The organism is Sphingomonas swuensis, assembly GCF_039538045.1.
GTDB classification, from domain to species: domain Bacteria; phylum Pseudomonadota; class Alphaproteobacteria; order Sphingomonadales; family Sphingomonadaceae; genus Sphingomicrobium; species Sphingomicrobium swuense.
The window spans coordinates 2,084,997-2,100,649 of sequence record NZ_BAABBQ010000001.1 but is presented as its reverse complement, the minus strand read 5'-3'; the positions used below and the strand labels follow the sequence as shown (position 1 = coordinate 2,100,649).

At 68.8% G+C, this 15,653-nt stretch carries 17 protein-coding genes; 6 read left to right on the top strand and 11 right to left on the bottom strand.

Features of this window, described 5'->3' with window-relative positions; all coding sequences use genetic code 11:
- The first annotated feature begins 26 nt into the window (after nucleotides 1-26).
- Entirely contained in the window at nucleotides 27-1,070 is a 1,044-nt protein-coding gene (locus ABD727_RS10365) for a hypothetical protein (RefSeq protein WP_344707336.1), read from the top strand.
- Nucleotides 1,071-1,077: 7 nt separating this feature from the next.
- Here ABD727_RS10365 and ABD727_RS10360 read toward each other — a convergent pair whose 3' ends face one another.
- The 4 genes from ABD727_RS10360 to rpiB are packed head-to-tail and all read right to left on the bottom strand — an operon-like array spanning nucleotide 1,078 to nucleotide 4,025.
- Nucleotides 1,078-1,800 carry an RNA methyltransferase gene (locus ABD727_RS10360; RefSeq protein WP_344707335.1) on the bottom strand — a complete coding sequence of 241 codons (723 nt, stop codon included), beginning with the start codon at nucleotides 1,798-1,800 and terminating at the stop codon, nucleotides 1,078-1,080.
- A complete protein-coding gene (gene nrdR / locus ABD727_RS10355) occupies nucleotides 1,797-2,267 on the bottom strand; it encodes a transcriptional regulator NrdR (protein WP_344707334.1) in 471 nt (156 codons plus the stop codon). Before nrdR ends, ABD727_RS10360 begins: the two co-directional genes overlap by 4 nt.
- Nucleotides 2,267-3,571, bottom strand: a complete 1,305-nt coding sequence (glyA, locus tag ABD727_RS10350) for a serine hydroxymethyltransferase (RefSeq protein WP_344707333.1) — start codon at nucleotides 3,569-3,571, stop codon at nucleotides 2,267-2,269. Before glyA ends, nrdR begins: the two co-directional genes overlap by 1 nt.
- A gap of 1 nt (nucleotide 3,572) precedes the next feature.
- Nucleotides 3,573-4,025, bottom strand: coding sequence for a ribose 5-phosphate isomerase B (rpiB, locus tag ABD727_RS10345; protein ID WP_344707332.1), 453 nt, complete (start codon nucleotides 4,023-4,025; stop codon nucleotides 3,573-3,575).
- 44 nt (nucleotides 4,026-4,069) lie between these two features.
- Between rpiB and ABD727_RS10340 the strand changes: the two genes are divergently transcribed.
- A complete protein-coding gene (locus ABD727_RS10340) occupies nucleotides 4,070-4,510 on the top strand; it encodes a DUF3429 domain-containing protein (RefSeq protein WP_344707331.1) in 441 nt (146 codons plus the stop codon).
- A 5-nt stretch (nucleotides 4,511-4,515) separates the two neighbouring features.
- On the opposite strand, the gene hemA is transcribed toward ABD727_RS10340, so the two are convergent.
- A complete protein-coding gene (gene hemA, locus ABD727_RS10335; RefSeq protein WP_344707330.1) occupies nucleotides 4,516-5,730 on the bottom strand; it encodes a 5-aminolevulinate synthase in 1,215 nt (404 codons plus the stop codon).
- Between the two features lie 70 nt (nucleotides 5,731-5,800).
- Nucleotides 5,801-6,580, bottom strand: coding sequence for a glutamate racemase (murI, locus tag ABD727_RS10330; RefSeq protein ID WP_344707329.1), 780 nt, complete (start codon nucleotides 6,578-6,580; stop codon nucleotides 5,801-5,803).
- Between the two features lie 55 nt (nucleotides 6,581-6,635).
- Here murI and plsY point away from each other — a divergent pair, with 55 nt between their 5' ends.
- The 3 genes from plsY to topA are packed head-to-tail and all read left to right on the top strand — an operon-like array spanning nucleotide 6,636 to nucleotide 10,863.
- The gene (plsY, locus tag ABD727_RS10325; protein WP_344707328.1) at nucleotides 6,636-7,226 is read left to right on the top strand and encodes a glycerol-3-phosphate 1-O-acyltransferase PlsY; all 591 of its coding nucleotides are present in this window, start codon (nucleotides 6,636-6,638) and stop codon (nucleotides 7,224-7,226) included.
- Nucleotides 7,223-8,317, top strand: coding sequence for a DNA-processing protein DprA (gene dprA / locus ABD727_RS10320; RefSeq protein ID WP_344707327.1), 1,095 nt, complete (start codon nucleotides 7,223-7,225; stop codon nucleotides 8,315-8,317). The genes plsY and dprA overlap by 4 nt, the downstream gene beginning before the upstream one ends.
- Before the next feature lie 53 nt (nucleotides 8,318-8,370).
- Nucleotides 8,371-10,863: a type I DNA topoisomerase gene (gene topA / locus ABD727_RS10315; protein WP_344707326.1), complete on the top strand. Its 2,493-nt coding sequence runs from the start codon at nucleotides 8,371-8,373 to the stop codon at nucleotides 10,861-10,863.
- Nucleotides 10,864-10,867: 4 nt separating this feature from the next.
- Here the strand turns inward: topA and ABD727_RS10310 are convergent, their stop codons facing one another.
- From ABD727_RS10310 to ABD727_RS10300, 3 genes are read right to left on the bottom strand one after another with little or no spacing between them, the layout of a single operon-like run.
- Entirely contained in the window at nucleotides 10,868-11,677 is an 810-nt protein-coding gene (locus ABD727_RS10310; RefSeq protein ID WP_344707324.1) for a HesA/MoeB/ThiF family protein, read from the bottom strand.
- On the bottom strand, nucleotides 11,608-12,045 hold the full coding sequence (gene dut / locus ABD727_RS10305) for a dUTP diphosphatase (protein ID WP_344707323.1): 438 nt from the start codon (nucleotides 12,043-12,045) through the stop codon (nucleotides 11,608-11,610). The genes ABD727_RS10310 and dut overlap by 70 nt, the downstream gene beginning before the upstream one ends.
- Entirely contained in the window at nucleotides 12,042-13,328 is a 1,287-nt protein-coding gene (locus tag ABD727_RS10300) for a bifunctional phosphopantothenoylcysteine decarboxylase/phosphopantothenate synthase (RefSeq protein WP_344707322.1), read from the bottom strand. Before ABD727_RS10300 ends, dut begins: the two co-directional genes overlap by 4 nt.
- 305 nt (nucleotides 13,329-13,633) lie before the next feature.
- On the opposite strand from ABD727_RS10300, the gene yghU reads away from it, so the two are divergent.
- Entirely contained in the window at nucleotides 13,634-14,467 is an 834-nt protein-coding gene (gene yghU, locus ABD727_RS10295; protein WP_344707321.1) for a glutathione-dependent disulfide-bond oxidoreductase, read from the top strand.
- Here the strand turns inward: yghU and ABD727_RS10290 are convergent.
- Together ABD727_RS10290 and ABD727_RS10285 are read right to left on the bottom strand one after the other, a co-directional pair.
- Nucleotides 14,464-14,889 carry a hypothetical protein gene (locus ABD727_RS10290; RefSeq protein WP_344707320.1) on the bottom strand — a complete coding sequence of 142 codons (426 nt, stop codon included), beginning with the start codon at nucleotides 14,887-14,889 and terminating at the stop codon, nucleotides 14,464-14,466. The genes yghU and ABD727_RS10290 overlap by 4 nt on opposite strands.
- Nucleotides 14,890-14,987: 98 nt before the next feature.
- Nucleotides 14,988-15,533, bottom strand: a complete 546-nt coding sequence (locus ABD727_RS10285) for a hypothetical protein (RefSeq protein ID WP_344707319.1) — start codon at nucleotides 15,531-15,533, stop codon at nucleotides 14,988-14,990.
- Nucleotides 15,534-15,653 lie beyond the last annotated feature (120 nt).

Below are 15,653 nucleotides of genomic sequence, written 5' to 3'. Positions count from 1 at the left end.
CTCGAAGTGCGTGCTAGGCGGCGCTCATGTCCATCGATCTCGCCCGGCTGTTCGGCGATCCCGCTCTCTACTTCCACGGTTATGAGGGCGACCACGTCCGCTTCCTGCCAATGGATCGCGACAGCTACGAGCGGTCGATCTTCCTCGACCGGCGAATCCAAATTGCGCCCGGCCAGGCCTATCGCGTGCCGCTCCAGCCGCTGCTCGGGCACCTTGCCGCGCAGGGCTTCTCGGCCCCGCGGCTGAACCTCATCCACCATGTCGGCCAATGTGGCTCGACACTGCTCGCCCGCGCGCTCGACGTCACCGACCGGAGCCTCGTCCTGCGCGAGCCCTTTCACCTAAGGCAGGTGGCGGTGCATGGCGGGGCCGGCTTCACCAGCGCCTATGCGTCGGGCGAGTGGCGCGCGATGCTTGGCCTGTCGCTGCACATGCTGGGCAAGAGGTTCGATCCGGCGCAGCCCGTGATCGTCAAGGGCAATGTCCCGATCAGCATGATCGGTGACGCGATCCTCGAAGCCGATCCGGACCGTGCCGCCATCCTGCTCTACTTCCCTCTGGTGGATTATTGCGCCGCGGTTCTCCGGACTCCCAACCACCTTGGCTGGGTGCAGTCGGTGACACGGGAGTTGCGGCTGGCCGAGGATCCGCTGGTCGGCCCGATCGACGGACTCGATCCCGGGGCGCTGGTCGGTGCTCTCTGGTTTTCGCTGATCAAGCGCTATGAGCGCATCCTCTCGCAGAACGGTGCCGCCCGCTCGCTCGACGCCAATCAGCTGTTCGACGAACCGCAGGCGACCGTCGCTGCCTCCGCCCGGTTGTTCGAGGTCGCTCTCAGCGAGGAGGAGATCGCCGAGCGGGTGTCGGGCCCGCTCTTCTCGAGCTACGCAAAGGATCCGAGCCAAGCGTACGCGCCCGAGCAGCGGGTCGAGCGGCGCGAAGCGTGGAAGCAGGACAATGCGGTCCTGATCGATTCCGCCCGGCGGTGGGTCGGCGAAGCGGCCTCGCGCCACGGCCTTCCGGCCGCTTTGGAGCGCCCTCTGCTCGGCGATCCCGCGCCGCTGCTCTAGCCTTCGCTCAGCGGATCCGCGGTGCCCGAACGAGGGCACGGACGATCCCGCGAACGGCCTTGACCTCGCGGCTCGACCAGGCCGGCTTGGTCAGGATGGTGCGAATGGTGTGCCGTGTTGCCGTCTTCCGTTCGGGCGGATGGAAGTAGCCGGCGTGATCGAGGGCCTCGTCGAGCTGCCCGATCAGTCCTTCGAGCTCGGCATGCGGGGCAGGCGGCTCGATCTCGAACAGGGTCGGCTGCTTGAGCGTCACGCCGCGCGACCATTCGTAGGCGAGCAGGATCACCGCCTGGGCGAGGTTGAGGCTGCCGAACTCGGGATTGATCGGGACGGTGACGATGTGACTGGCGAGGACCACGTCCTCGGTCGCGAGGCCCGAGCGTTCGGGACCGAACAGGATCGCGCTTCGGCCCTGCGAGGCATGGATCGAGCTGGCCATTTCGACCGGGCCGACGACTGGCGTCACGACGTCACGCTTGCGGACGGTAGAGGCGAACACCTGCCCGCAGTCGGCGACGGCCTCGGCGACGGTGTCGAAGACCCGCGCCTGCTCGAGCACCACGTCGGCGCCGCTGGCGGCGGGTCCGGCATCGGGGTTGGGCCAGCCGTCGCGCGGTGCGACCAGCCGGAGCTCGGTCAGGCCGAAGTTGAGCATCGCCCGCGCCGCCTTGCCGATGTTCTGGCCGAGCTGCGGATTGACGAGGACGATGACGGGCGGCGGCGCGCTCACAGCAGTTTGCCGGGTTCGACGTCCTCGCCGACCTCGCCGGCAATTTCGGCGAAGTCGCTCGCTTCGGAGAAGTCGCGGTAGATGGAGGCGAAGCGGATGTAGGCGACATGGTCGAGGGTCTTGAGCCCGGCCATCACCGCCTCGCCGATGTCGACTGTCGCGACCTCGTCGCCGCGGGTCTCGAGCTGCCGCTGGATGCCGCTGACCAGCCGCTCGATCCGCTCGGGCTGGATGTCGCGCTTGCGGCAGGCAAAGCCGATCGCGCGGGCCAGCTTCATCCGATCGAACGGCTCGCGCACGCCGTCCTTCTTGACCACGACGAGGTCACGAAGCTGGACCCGCTCGAAGGTGGTGAAGCGGGCACCGCAGCCCTCGCACTGCCGCCGCCGCCGGATCGCCGCACCGTCTTCCGACGAGCGGCTGTCCTTCACCTGGCTGTCCTGGTCACCGCAAAATGGGCAGCGCATCAGGGATAGATCGGGAAGCGCGCGCAGAGGTCGCGCACGCGGACGTTCACCGCGCTCTCGACCGCGCCATTGTTCTCGAGGCCGTTGGCGCGGAGGCCGTCGAGCACGTCGGCGACCATGTCGGCGATTTCGCGGAATTCGGCCTCGCCGAAGCCGCGGGTGGTGCCGGCGGGCGAGCCGACCCGGATCCCACTGGTCTTCATCGGCGGCAGCGGATCGAACGGGATGCCGTTCTTGTTGCAGGTGATGCCCGCGCGCTCGAGGCTCTCGTCGGCGTCCTTACCGGTGATCCCGAGCGGGCGCAGGTCGACCAGCGCGAGGTGGGTGTCGGTGCCGCCCGCGACGAGGTCCGCCCCGCGCTCCTTGAGCCGGCCGGCAAGTGCCCGCGCATTGGCGACCACGGCCCTCGAATAGGTCTTGAAGTCGGGCTGGAGCGCTTCGCCGAACGCCACCGCCTTGGCGGCGATGACATGCATCAGCGGACCACCCTGGAGACCGGGGAAGACCGCCGAGTTGAACTTCTTCGCGAGAGCCTCGTCGTCGGTCAGGATCATCCCGCCGCGCGGGCCGCGAAGCGTCTTGTGGGTGGTGGTGGTGACCACATGGGCATGACCGAAGGGGGAGGGGTGCTCGCCCGCGGCGACCAGGCCGGCGAAGTGCGCCATGTCGACCATGAGGATCGCGCCGACGCTGTCCGCGACTGCACGGAAGCGGGCGAAGTCGAGGTGGCGCGGATAGGCCGAGCCGCCGGCGATGATCAGCTTGGGCTTATGCTCGTCCGCAAGGCGCTGGAGCTCGTCGAAGTCAACCAGATGGTCATCCTCGCGGACTCCATATTGGACGGCGTTGAACCACTTGCCCGATTGCGCCGGCGGGGCGCCATGGGTCAGGTGTCCGCCCGCCGCGAGGCTCATCCCGAGGATCGTGTCGCCGGGCTGGAGGAGGGCCAGGAAGACGGCGCCATTGGCCTGCGCGCCCGAGTGCGGCTGGACGTTGGCGAAGCCGCAGCCGAACAGCTGCTTGGCGCGATCGATGGCGAACTGCTCGACCGCGTCCGAGGGATGGCAGCCCTGATAATAGCGGCGGCCCGGATAGCCTTCGGCATATTTGTTGGTGAACACCGATCCTTGCGCTTCGAGCACAGCCCGGGAGACGATGTTCTCGGACGCGATCAGTTCGATCTGGGTCTGCTCGCGGAGGAGTTCGGCGGCGACGGCCTCGGCCACCGCCGGATCGGCGGCGGCAAGCGCGCGGCTGAAGAAGCCTTCGGGCTGCTGGTCGTTAAGATTGGCGGCGGTGGCCATGTCAGGCTCCCTGGGACTGAGGCTGCGGGGCGGTGAGAAGGTCGACGCGGGCCTGGTGGCGCCCGCCGGCGAACGGGGTGTCGAGAAAGGCGGTGACGCAGGCCTTGGCAAGGTCGATGCCGATCAGCCGCGCGCCCAATGCGATGACATTGGCGTCGTTATGCTCGCGCGCCAGCGCCGCCGAGAGTGGCTCGTTGACCAGCGCGCAGCGGCAGGCGGGGTTGCGATTGACCGCGATCGAGATTCCGATGCCCGAGCCGCACACCGCAATCCCGCGCTTGGCCGAGCCGGCGGCGATGGTCTCGGCGAGGAGGCTTCCGAAGCGGGGATAGTCGACGCTCTCGGGCCCGTTGGTGCCAAGGTCGACGATATCGTGGCCGACCTCGCGCAGCCATGAGGCGAGGGCGTCCTTGAGCGCGAATCCGGCATGGTCGGCGGCGAGGGCGATGCGCATGGCGCCATCTAGCCTCGGCTCGTCCGAAATGCCACCGTGCCGGGATGAAGAAGTCGGTTCCCTTGCCCGCCCTCCTGCTCGGCCTGGCCGGGCTGATCCCGCCCGCGGTGCTGACCGCGGTGGCCGTGCTCGACCTCGGCCTGTTCGCGCCCTCGACCCCCGGGTTCGTGCGGACCTATGCGGCGATCATTCTGAGCTTCCTCGGCGGGACCTGGTGGGCCTTCGCCTGCAAGGAGGAGCGGCCGCGCTGGCCGCTGCTCGTCGTTGCCGTGATCCCGAGCCTCGCAGCCTGGTGGGCGATCTTCACCTTCCAGCCGGCCGAGGGACTATTCGGGCTTGCGATCCTGTTGCTGGCGAGCCTGCTCGTGGACGGGCTGCTGATGCGCCGGCGGCTTGCTCCGCCATGGTGGCTGAAGCTGCGGCTGCCACTGTCACTCGGATTGGCCCTGTGCTGCGCGCTGAGCGGCTGGGCACTGGTTCGCTGACCCGCTCAGGCGGCTTCGCGCATCTCCAGCCGACCGAAGATCTCGATCAGCGCGCCGGTCAGTTCGTCCTGCATCGCCTCGTCGTGGTTGGGACCCGGCGTGAAGCGTAGCCGCTCGGTGCCACGAGGCACGGTCGGATAATTGATCGGCTGCACGTAGAGCCCGTATTCGGCGAGCAGGATGTCGCTGATCCGCTTGGCGCGCGCCGGGCAGCCGACTAGCAGCGGCACGATGTGCGTCGTCGAATCCATCACCGGCAGGCCGGCGTCGGCGAACTTGCGCTTGAGCATCGCCGCGGCAGCCTGCTGGCCCTCGCGCTCCTCGGCGGACTGCTTGAGGTGGCGGACGCTGGCGAGTGCGCCGGCGACAAGGACGGGCGACAGCGAAGTGGTGAAGATGAAGCCCGGGGCATAGCTCCGGATGCAGTCGATGATGTTCCTGTCGGCTGCGATATAGCCGCCCATGACGCCGAAGGCCTTGCCGAGCGTGCCCTCGATGATCGTCACCCGGTCGGCGACTTCGTCGCGCTCCGAGATGCCGCCACCGCGCGGACCGTACATGCCGACGGCATGGACCTCGTCGAGATAGGTCAGCGCGCCGAAGCGGTCGGCGAGGTCGCAGAAGGCGCCGATCGGAGCGACATCGCCGTCCATCGAATAGACGCTCTCGAAGGCGATCAGCTTGGGCGTCGCCGGGTCCTCGGCGGCAAGCAGCTCCTCGAGGTGCGCGAGGTCGTTGTGGCGGAAGATCTTCTTCTCGCAGCCGCTATTCTTGATCCCCGCGATCATCGACGCGTGGTTGAGCTCGTCCGAGAAGATGACGCAGCCCGGAAGCAGCTTGCCGAGCGTCGACAGCGCCGCCTCGTTCGAGACATAGCCGCTGGTGAACAGCAGCGCGGCTTCCTTGCCGTGCAGATCCGCGAGTTCGGCCTCGAGGTCGACATGGTAATGGGTGTTGCCGCCGATGTTCCGGGTGCCGCCCGAACCGGCGCCGACGTCGTGGAGCGCTTCCTCCATCGCCGCGACGACCGAGGGATGCTGGCCCATGCCAAGGTAGTCGTTCGAGCACCAGACGGTGATCGGCTTCGGGCCGTTGTGGCCAGCGAAGCACCGCGCATTGGGGTACGACCCCTTGTTGCGCAGAATGTCGATGAAGACCCGGTACCGGCCCTCGTCGTGCAGCCGGTCGATCGCTGCCTGGAAGATGGAAGAATAGTCCATGTGCCTCGTGCTCGAGCGCGCCTTTACTCACTTCATAGCGGCAAGGCCAATGCAAATGACTCGCAAGTGGTCAGACGTGACGAACGTCGCCGAGCCCGTAGCTTGCAAATGCCTCCACCATATGGGGCCCGGGGCCCGCACCGGTGAATAGGACAATATGTCCCACCGGCGGCTCGGGCCAGGGCTGACCTTCGGTGAGCCTGGCGATGCGGCGGGCGATGCCGGGGCCGCCGTCGATCTGCTCGACCCCGGGAAGCGCTTCGGCAAGCTCGTCGGCGAGCAGCGGGAAGTGGGTGCAGGCGAGCACCACGACGTCCATGCCCCGCCCGGTCAGCGGCGCCACGGCGGCGGCAATTGCGGCGGGGTCAATCGCCTCTCCGGCGAGCTTGGCCTCGGCCAGGGCGACAAGCTCGGCCGAGCCGTGGCGGAGCACGGTGCAGTCGGCAGCGAAGCGCATGGCGAGGTCGTCGACATAGGGCTGCCGTACCGTCGCCTCGGTGCCGAGCACACCGATCACCCGGCTGCGCGAGCGCTCGGCGGCGGGTTTTATCGCCGGCACGGTCCCGACTACCGGAATGTCGAGCGCCGCGCGGACGAAGGGCAGGGCGATGGTCGAGGCGGTGTTGCAGGCGATCACCGCAAGCCGCGGGCGGAACCGCTCGGTCAGCCGGCCGAGCAGCGCCGGCACCCGCGCCGCGATCTCCGCCTCCGACCGCGTGCCGTAGGGGAAGGCCGCGCTGTCGGCGACGTAGACGATCGGCGCGGCCGGTAGCAGGGCCCGCGTCGGTCCGAGCACCGACAGTCCCCCGACACCGGAATCGAAGAAGAGGAGAGGGGCGCTGGCGTTCACGAGCCGGCTTGTGACGGTCGTTGCGTGGCTGCGCAATGCTGACTAGCCTTGGCGCATGTTCTTTCAACCGTTTCTGGCGCTGGCACTCGGTTACCTGCTCGGCTCGATTCCTTTCGGTCTACTCCTCACCCGGCTGAGCGGCCGCGGCGACATCCGCGACATCGGCAGCGGCAACATCGGCGCGACCAACGTGCTCCGCACCGGCTCCAAGGGGCTCGCTGCGGCGACGCTCCTCCTCGATGCGCTCAAGGGCACGGCGGCGGTGCTCCTGGCCGAGTGGCTGTGGCCGGGCCACGGCCGGATTGCCGCGGGCGGAGCGCTGATCGGGCATCTCTACCCGCTGTGGCTCCGCTTCCGGGGCGGCAAGGGCGTGGCGACCCTCCTCGGCATCCTGCTTGGCCTCGCCTGGCCGATCGGGATGATCTACGCGGCGGTGTGGATCGGCGGTCTGCTGCTGCTTCGCATCTCCTCGGTCGCGGGCATGGCCGCGGCGGTCAGCGCGCCGATCGCGTCCGCGCTGCTCGGGCGGGGCGAGTTGACCATCATGCTCGCCGCCTTCGCCCTCCTGATCATCTACAAGCATCGCGAGAACATCGCCCGGCTTCGCGCCGGGACCGAGCCGCGGGTCGGTCGGTCGCGGGCTTGAACGAGAACGATCTTCTCGCGCGGATCCGGCTGATCCGCTCGCAGAGCATCGGTCCTGTTACCTTCCGCCAGTTGCTGCTCCGCTTCGGCTCGGCCGAGGCGGCGCTGCGGGCCGTGCCCGACCTCGCCGCGCGGGGCGGCGGACGCTTGCCGGCCTTGTGCACCGAGGCCGCGGCGCGCGCCGAGATGACGCGGGTCGAGAAGCTCGGCGGCCGCTATCTCACGGTCGGGCAGGGCCTCTACCCGCGCCTGCTGGCCGAGGCGGACGATGCGCCCCCGCTGCTGACGGCGCTCGGCGACCTGACCCTGCTCGACCGACCGCTGGTAGCGATGGTCGGCGCGCGCAATGCCAGCGCCGCCGCCTGCCGCTTCGCCCGGAGCCTCGCCCACGAGCTTGGCCGGGAGGGCCAGGTTGTGGTTTCGGGACTGGCGCGCGGGATCGATGCCGCGGCGCACGAGGGCTCGCTGGAAACCGGTACCATCGGCGTCATCGCCGGCGGGCTCGACATCTTCTACCCGCCCGAGAACGAGCGACTGCAGCGCACGCTCGGCGAGCGCGGGCTGGTGCTCGCCGAGATGCCACCGGGCACGGAGCCGAGAGCGCGGCACTTTCCGTATCGAAACCGGATCATCGCCGGCGTGTCGGCGGGAACGGTGGTGGTCGAGGCCGCGCCGCGCTCGGGTTCGCTGATCACCGCCCGCCTGGCAGCCGAAATGGGGCGGGAAGTGATGGCGGTGCCCGGCAGCCCGCTTGATCTCCGTGCCCAGGGCTGCAACGGGCTGATCCGCGACGGCGCGACGCTGGTGCAGAACGCGGGAGAAGTGCTCGGGGCGCTGAGGCCAGGGCTTGGGGGCGTTCGTTCGGGAAGGGACCTCTTCTCGCATCCGAGTGCGCCTGCGGTCGTCGAGCCCGACTCCGCCGAGCGGGCCCGGGTTGAGGAGCTGCTCGGGCCCTCGCCTGCACCAGTCGACGAGATCGTCCGCCTGTCTGGCCTCGAGCCCGGCGCGGTGCAGCTGGTGCTGCTCGAGCTTGACCTCGCCGGAAGGCTCGACCGGCATGCCGGCGGCAAGGTCAGCCTTCGAATGGCTTGACGACCCCTCCTGTGGCTCCCCACCCTCGTGCGTATGCGTGAGGAACAATCGAAGTGAAGCTGGTCGTCGTCGAATCGCCTGCAAAGGCCAAGACCATCGAGAAGTATCTGGGGCCGGGCCATACGGTGCTGGCGAGCTATGGCCATGTCCGCGACCTGCCGCCCAAGGACGGCTCGGTCGATCCCGACCAGGACTTCGCGATGGAGTGGGAGACCTATCCCGACAAGGCGCGGCAGGTGAAGGCGATCGCCGATGCCGCCAAGGACGCCGATGCGCTGATCCTCGCAACCGACCCCGACCGCGAGGGCGAGGCGATCAGCTGGCACGTTCAGGAGCTGCTCCGGAAGCGCAAGGCGCTGCCCAAGAACGTCCAGCGGGTGACCTTCAACGCGATCACCAAGTCGGCGGTGCTGGATGCGATGGCGGCGCCGCGTGAGCTCGATACGGACCTCATCGATGCCTATCGCGCTCGCCGGGCGCTCGACTATCTGGTTGGTTTCACCCTGTCCCCGATCCTCTGGCGCAAGCTTCCGGGCGCCAAGAGCGCGGGCCGCGTCCAGTCGGTTGCGCTGCGACTTATCGTCGACCGCGAGGCCGAGATCGAGCGCTTCACCGCGCAGGAATATTGGACTGTCACCGCCCGCTTCGAGGCCAATGCGCAGGAGTTCTCCGCTCGGCTGGTCGAGCTCGACGGGACCAAGATCGACAAGCTGACGCTCGGCGACAAGGGCTCGGCGAGCGCGGCGAAGAAGGCCGTCGAAGCCGGGCAGTTCGCGGTGGCGAGCGTCGAGACCAAGCCGTTCACCCGCAATCCGCCTCCGCCCTTCACCACCTCGACCCTGCAGCAGGAAGCCGCGCGCAAGCTTGGCTTTGCCGCCAGCCACACGATGCGGGTGGCGCAGCAGCTCTACGAGGACGGCCTGATCACCTACATGCGGACCGACGGCGTGCAGATGGCGGGCGAGGCGATCAGCGCGGCACGCAAGGCTGTGGCCGATCGCTTCGGCGCGGCGCACCTTCCCGACAAGCCGCGGCAGTACACCTCCAAGGCCAAGAATGCGCAGGAAGCCCACGAGGCGATCCGACCGACCGATTTCGGCCGCCTGTCGGCCGGTAGCGGCGACCATGCCCGGCTCTACGAGCTCGTGCTCAACCGCGCCCTTGCAAGCCAGATGGCGGCGGCTCGGCTCGAGCGGACCGTGGTCGAATTGGCGAGCGACCGTGCCCGGCTTCGGGCGACGGGCCAGGTGACGCTCTCCCCCGGCTTCCTCGCGCTCTACGAGGAGGGCCGCGACGAGAAGGGGGACGAGGAGGACGGCGCCAAAATGCCCCACCTCGCCAAGGGCGACCGGCCCGGCATGCTCGGGGTCGACGCGGTGCAGAGCTTCACCCAGCCGCCGCCGCGTTACTCGGAAGCGAGCCTGGTCAAGCGGCTCGAGGAGCTCGGCATTGGGCGGCCGTCGACCTATGCGGCGACGCTGCAGACGCTCAAGGACCGCGAGTATGTGCGGCTCGAGAAGCAGCGCTTCATCCCCGAGGAGAGCGGGCGGCTGGTGACGGCCTTCCTCGAGCGCTTCTTCGAGAAGTACGTCAGCTACGACTACACCGCCGAGCTCGAGGACGAGCTGGACGACGTGTCGGGCGGGCGGATGGCGTGGCTCAAGCTGCTCGAGGACTTCTGGCGCGACTTCAAGCCCAAGGCGGGCGAGGTGATGGAGCAGAAGCCGTCGGAAGTGACGGCGGCGCTCGACGAGTTCCTCTCTCCCTGGCTGTTCCCCGACAAGGGTGACGGCAGCGATCCGCGGCTGTGCCCGGCGTGCGGGACCGGGCGGCTGGCGCTTCGCGGGGGCAAGTTCGGCGCGTTCGTCGCCTGCTCCAACTATCCCGAGTGCAAGTTCACCCGGAAGTTCGGGCAGGGCGGCGACGCGGCGGCGACCAGCAGCGAGCCGACCGACCTCGGCGAGGGCATCATGCTCAAGAGCGGGCGCTTCGGTCCCTATGTCGAGCAGGGCGACAAGCGCGCGTCAATTCCGAAGGACGTCTCGGTCGATCTCGACTGGGCGAAGAAGCTGCTGAGCCTGCCGCGCGAGATCGGGATGCACCCGGAGACGGGCGAGCCGATCAGCGCGTCGATCGGGCGCTACGGGCCCTACCTCATGCACCAGGGCAAATATGCCCGCCTGTCCACCACCGCCGAGGTGTTCGAGACCGGGATGAACGCCGCGGTCGCCAAGCTGGCCGATGCCGCGGCGGGCGGCGGCAAGGGGCGGGGCGCGTCACGCGAGCCGCTTGCGGTGCTCGGTGCGCACCCCGAGAGCGGCAAGGAGCTCAAGGTGCTGGAAGGGCGGTTCGGTCCCTACGTCTCCGACGGCACCATCCACGCGACCCTGCCCAAGGCCGCCGATCCCAAGGCGCTGACGCTTGACGAGGCGGTGGTGCTGATCGACGCCAAGGCGGCCAAGGGGCCGGCCAAGGGCAAGAAGAAGGCCCCGGCCAAGAAGAAGGCAGCGCCCGCCAAGAAGGCCCCGGCCAAGAAGGCCAAGTAACCGCTCAGCCGGGCTGTCCGCAGGCGCGGCAGCCCGGGTCCGCCATGATGCGGATCTGGCGCTGGGTGCCGGCGAGGGCGTCGATGAGGTGGAGCCTGCCCGAGGGATCATCGCCCGCCTGCGTCAGGAAGCGGATGGCGAGCAGGGCGGCGAGGTTGCCGGCAAGGCCGGTCAGCGCCCCGGTGACCCCAAGCTCGGCGCAATTGTCGCAATCGTCGGCGTCGAAGGCGTCCCCGACGAAGCAGCGGTAGCAGGGGCGTCCCAAGAAGAGCCCGACCTGGCCCTGCCACTGCTGTGCGGCCGCCGAGAGCAGCGGCAGGCCGAGCGCGACGCAGGCGTCGCTCACCGCGAGCCGGGTGGCGAAATTGTCGGTGCCGTCGATCACCAGATGGTGGCCAGCAAGAAGGGCGGGTGCCGTCTCGGGATCGATCCGCCGCTCGATCGGGTCGACCTCGACGAAGGGGTTGAGGCGGCGGACGAACTGGCCCGCGAGCGCGGCCTTGGGCTCGCCCGCGTCGCGCGAGCGGTAGATCGGCTGGCGATGAAGGTTCGAGAGGTCGGCGGTGTCGGGATCGACGATCGTCAGCGCCCCGACCCCCGCGCCGGCGAGCGCGGGAATGACGGCCGCGCCGATCCCGCCCGCGCCAATCACTGCGACCCGTGCCGCCTTCAGCTTCTGCTGTCCGGTCCCGCCAAGCTGGGGAAGAACGATCTGGCGGGCGTAGCGGGTGAGCTCTTCGTCGGTCAGCGCCCCGTGCTCCCGAACCCGCCCTGCCCGCGAATGGTCTCGTCGAGTTCGTCGACCTCGGCCCATTGCGCCTGGGTGACGGCGGCGGGCACGAGCTGGGCGATGCGCTCGCCGCGGCGGATCGGGAAGGGCTGGTCGCCGTGGTTGATCATGATGACCTTGAGCTCGCCGCGATAATCCGCGTCGATCGTGCCCGGCGTGTTCGGAACCGTGATGCCGTGCTTGAGGGCGAGGCCCGAGCGGGGGCGAACCTGGACTTCGTAGCCCTCGGGAATGGCAATTCGGAAGCCGGTCGCGACCGCGTGGCGCTGCCCGGGCGCAAGGTCGAGATCCTCGGCCGCGACGACGTCCATCCCGGCGGCATGCGCGGTGGCATAGGCAGGCAGCGGCAGGCCTTCCCCATGGGGCAGGCGGTGAATCTGGATCTGGATCATCGGTCCTTCAGGGTCCTGGCGAGGCGGGCGACGAGGGTGCGGGCAAGCGCCTCCTTCGAGCCGGCCCCGAGATCCTCGGCACCGGCTTCGGTGACGAGATGGAGGTGGTTGGAGGCGCCGCCCATGACATCGCCGGAAACGTCGTTGGCGAGGATCCAGTCGGCGCCCTTGCGGACGCGCTTGGCGGCGGCATTGGCAAGAAGGTTATCGGTCTCGGCAGCGAAGCCGACCAGCAGCGCCGGTCGCTCGGGATGGCGACCGAGGGTGGCGAGGATGTCGGGGTTGGCGGCGAAGCGAAGCTCGGGCGGGCCGGCGTCCTTCTTCAATTTGGTCGGGCTCGCCTCGACCTTCCAGTCGGCCACCGCGGCGACGAGGATGGCGGCATCGGCTGGCAGCGCCGCCTCGACCGCGGCGAGCATCTCGTCGGCGGTCTCGACGTCGATGCGGGCGACCCCGGCGGGAGTGGGAAGTGCGACCGGACCGGCGACGAGGGTCACCCGCGCGCCAAGCGCGGCAGCGGCGGCGGCGATGTCGAAACCTTGGCGGCCCGAGGAGCGGTTGGCGATGACCCGGACGGGGTCGATCGGCTCGTGGGTCGGGCCGGCGGTGACGAGGATGTGGGTGCCCGACAAATCCTCCCCGGCGCGCAGTGCTGGGGGGGTGGCAGTCGCGACAGCGACTGACGGAGGGGCCTCACGGGCGCTGGCCTTTCCACCACTCGCCTGCGCCGAGCGGTCCCCCTCCCCACTGGCTGCGCCAGCAGGGAGGACGAAGGAAAGGATCTCCGCCGGCTCGGGCAGCCTTCCCGGGCCGTATTCGCCGCAGGCCATGGCGCCTTCGACGGGTTCGATCACCGTCACCCCGCGGGCACGAAGCGTGGCGACGTTCGCCTTGGTCGCCTCGTGCAGCCACATGCGGACGTTCATCGCGGGCGCGGCGAAGACCGGCTTGTCGGTGGCCAGCAGGAGGGTGGTGGCAAGGTCGTCGGCAATCCCCGCCGCCATCTTGGCGAGGAGGTCGGCGGTGGCGGGACAGACGAGGACGAGGTCTGCGGCCCGGCTGAGCTGGATGTGGCCCATCTCGGTCTCGTCCTTGAGGTCCCAAAGCGAGGTGTAGACCGGGCTCTCGGCCAGTGCGGCGAGAGTCATCGGAGTGACGAAGTGGGCACCGCCGGCGGTCAGCACCGGAGTCACCTCATGCCCCATCCGGCGAGCCAGGCGAATCATCTCGGCCGCCTTGAAGGCCGCGATTCCCCCGCCGACGATGAGCAGGATACGCGCCATCAGCGGGTTTGCGCCCGCGAGCGAAGTTCTCGAAGTTCCCAGGGTGCGGGCGTCTCGCGAGGCTCGAAGTTCTCGAAGTTCTCAGGGTAGGGGGTATCCGCGAGGATCCACCCCGTGGCTGCACGAACACAGGTCGTTGCAGAGGTGCAACGGCCGGTCGAACCGGAGGCGAGGTCGCGCGCGAAAGTCACTCCGTCGCGATGCCAGACGAAATCCTACTTTGCTACCGGGAACATGGAAGTGCCCTCTTGGGAGCGGCGGCAGGGCAACCCATGTGGCCGGCGACAACGACAGGGAGCCACTGCATGTCCGATTACCTTCCGCCCAAGGTGTGGGTTCCGAAGCCTGCCGAGGGACGCTTCGCGGCGATCAACCGTCCGGTCGCCGGACCGACCCATGACAAGGAGCTGCTGGTCGGAGAGCATCCGCTCCAGCTCTACAGCCTCGGCACGCCCAACGGGCAGAAGGTGACGATCCTGCTCGAGGAGCTGCTCGCCGCCAGTTATGGCGGGGCCGAATATGACGCTTGGATGATCGAGATCATGGAGGGTCACCAATTCTCTTCGGGCTTCGTCGACATCAATCCCAACAGCAAGATCCCGGCGCTGGTCGACCGCAGCGGCGGCGAGCCGGTGCGGGTGTTCGAGAGCGGCGCGATCCTGCTTTACCTCGCCGAGAAGTTCGGCGCGTTCCTCGGGACCAGCCGGGCGGAGACGCTGAGCTGGCTGTTCTGGCAGATGGGCTCGGCCCCGATTCTCGGCGGCGGCTTCGGTCACTTCTTCGCCTACGCGCCGGTGAAGATCGAATATGCTATCGACCGCTTCACCATGGAGGCCAAGCGGCAGATGAGCGTGCTCGACCGGCGGCTGGCGGAAAGCCGCTTCGTCGCGGGCGACGAGTATAGCATCGCCGACATCGCCATCTGGCCCTGGTATGGCGGAGTGGCGCTCGGCCGCACCTACGAGGGCGCGGCGGAATTCCTCGCGGCGGCCGACGAGTATCCCAACCTGATGCGCTGGGCGCGGGAGATCGACGATCGCCCCGCGGTGCGGCGCGGGCGGGTGGTCAACGGCGTGCGCGGCGAGAACCAGCTTCGCGAGCGGCACTCGGCCGCGGACTTCGCGCCGCTCGGGCTCTAGGCTGCGAGAAGAAGCGGGGCGGGGTCATCGTCGTTGGCGAGGCTCCGCACCGCTGGACGCCTAGTCCGGCGATGGCGTGGCGAACGGCGGCCCCGCGACTGCAGCCTGGCGCCGAGCCATTGCACCAGCGGCCGGGCCCTGAGGGCCACCGCCGCGACGATCGAGACCGCGACCGCGTCGAGATAAAGCGCGATCTGCGTTGCGAGGACGAACGCCATTTCGGCCGAGCCCATCAGCACGAACACTTCGGCCCCGGCGCACAGCAAGAGGCCGAGCACGACAAGTGTCAGCAGCCGCGTCCGGTCGAGCGCGGCAAGTTGCCGCACAGGCTCCTCCACCAGCAGGCGATGGAGGGTGCGGCTAAGAACAAGCCCGGGAGCGAGCCTGAGGAGCGCGATCATCGCGAGGCAAAGGACAAGCATGGATGACGCTCCAAAACCGAAAAGGGCCCGGCGCCTTCGTCGGTGCCGGGCCCTTTCAGATGGTACGTGCCGCTTCCTGAAGGAAGGGCAGGCTCGCCCTAGCGGGCTTCGCCGCGGAGGATGAAACGGTCCTCGTCGCTGGTGCCGAGGTGGACCTCGAACGGGCCGTGGCCGCTGATCGCGTGGACCGCGACGCCGAGGATGTCGTCCTGGTCGCGGTGCAGGTCGTTATAGTCGAAGGTGCCGTGGATCGCGCCCTTGATCGCGCTGAGCAGCGAAGCGCAATCGACCTCGCCCTTTTCGCGGAGCTGGCTGTCGATGCCCTGGTGGAAGGCATCATGGGCCTTGTCGACCGCGATGATGCGGCCGGCATCCTCGTCGATCACGAGGGCGACGACGCCCATCTTGCCGTCGCCAGGAAGCTCGCACTGCCCGATTTCCTGCGGGACGGGGAGGGTGGTGCCGGCTTCGATGTCATTGTCGAAGGCCTCGCGCACGTCGGCGTGCTTGGGGCTGGTGACCGACACCTCGCCATTGCTGCCGACCGCGTAGAAGCTGGTGAAGAGATAGGGTTCGCAGCCGCCCTGCTCGGACTGGGCTTCGCAATGCAGTTCGTTCAGGCTGATGGTGACGCGGCCGGTCATGGTAGAGAATTCCCTGTCTGATGAGATGCTCAGGCCCGCGCCGTAGCATGCGCCGCGCGAGTCGCAAACGGGCAAGAAAGGGAGTGATCCGAGGGGGCTTGTGGGCCCTTGGCGCGCTGC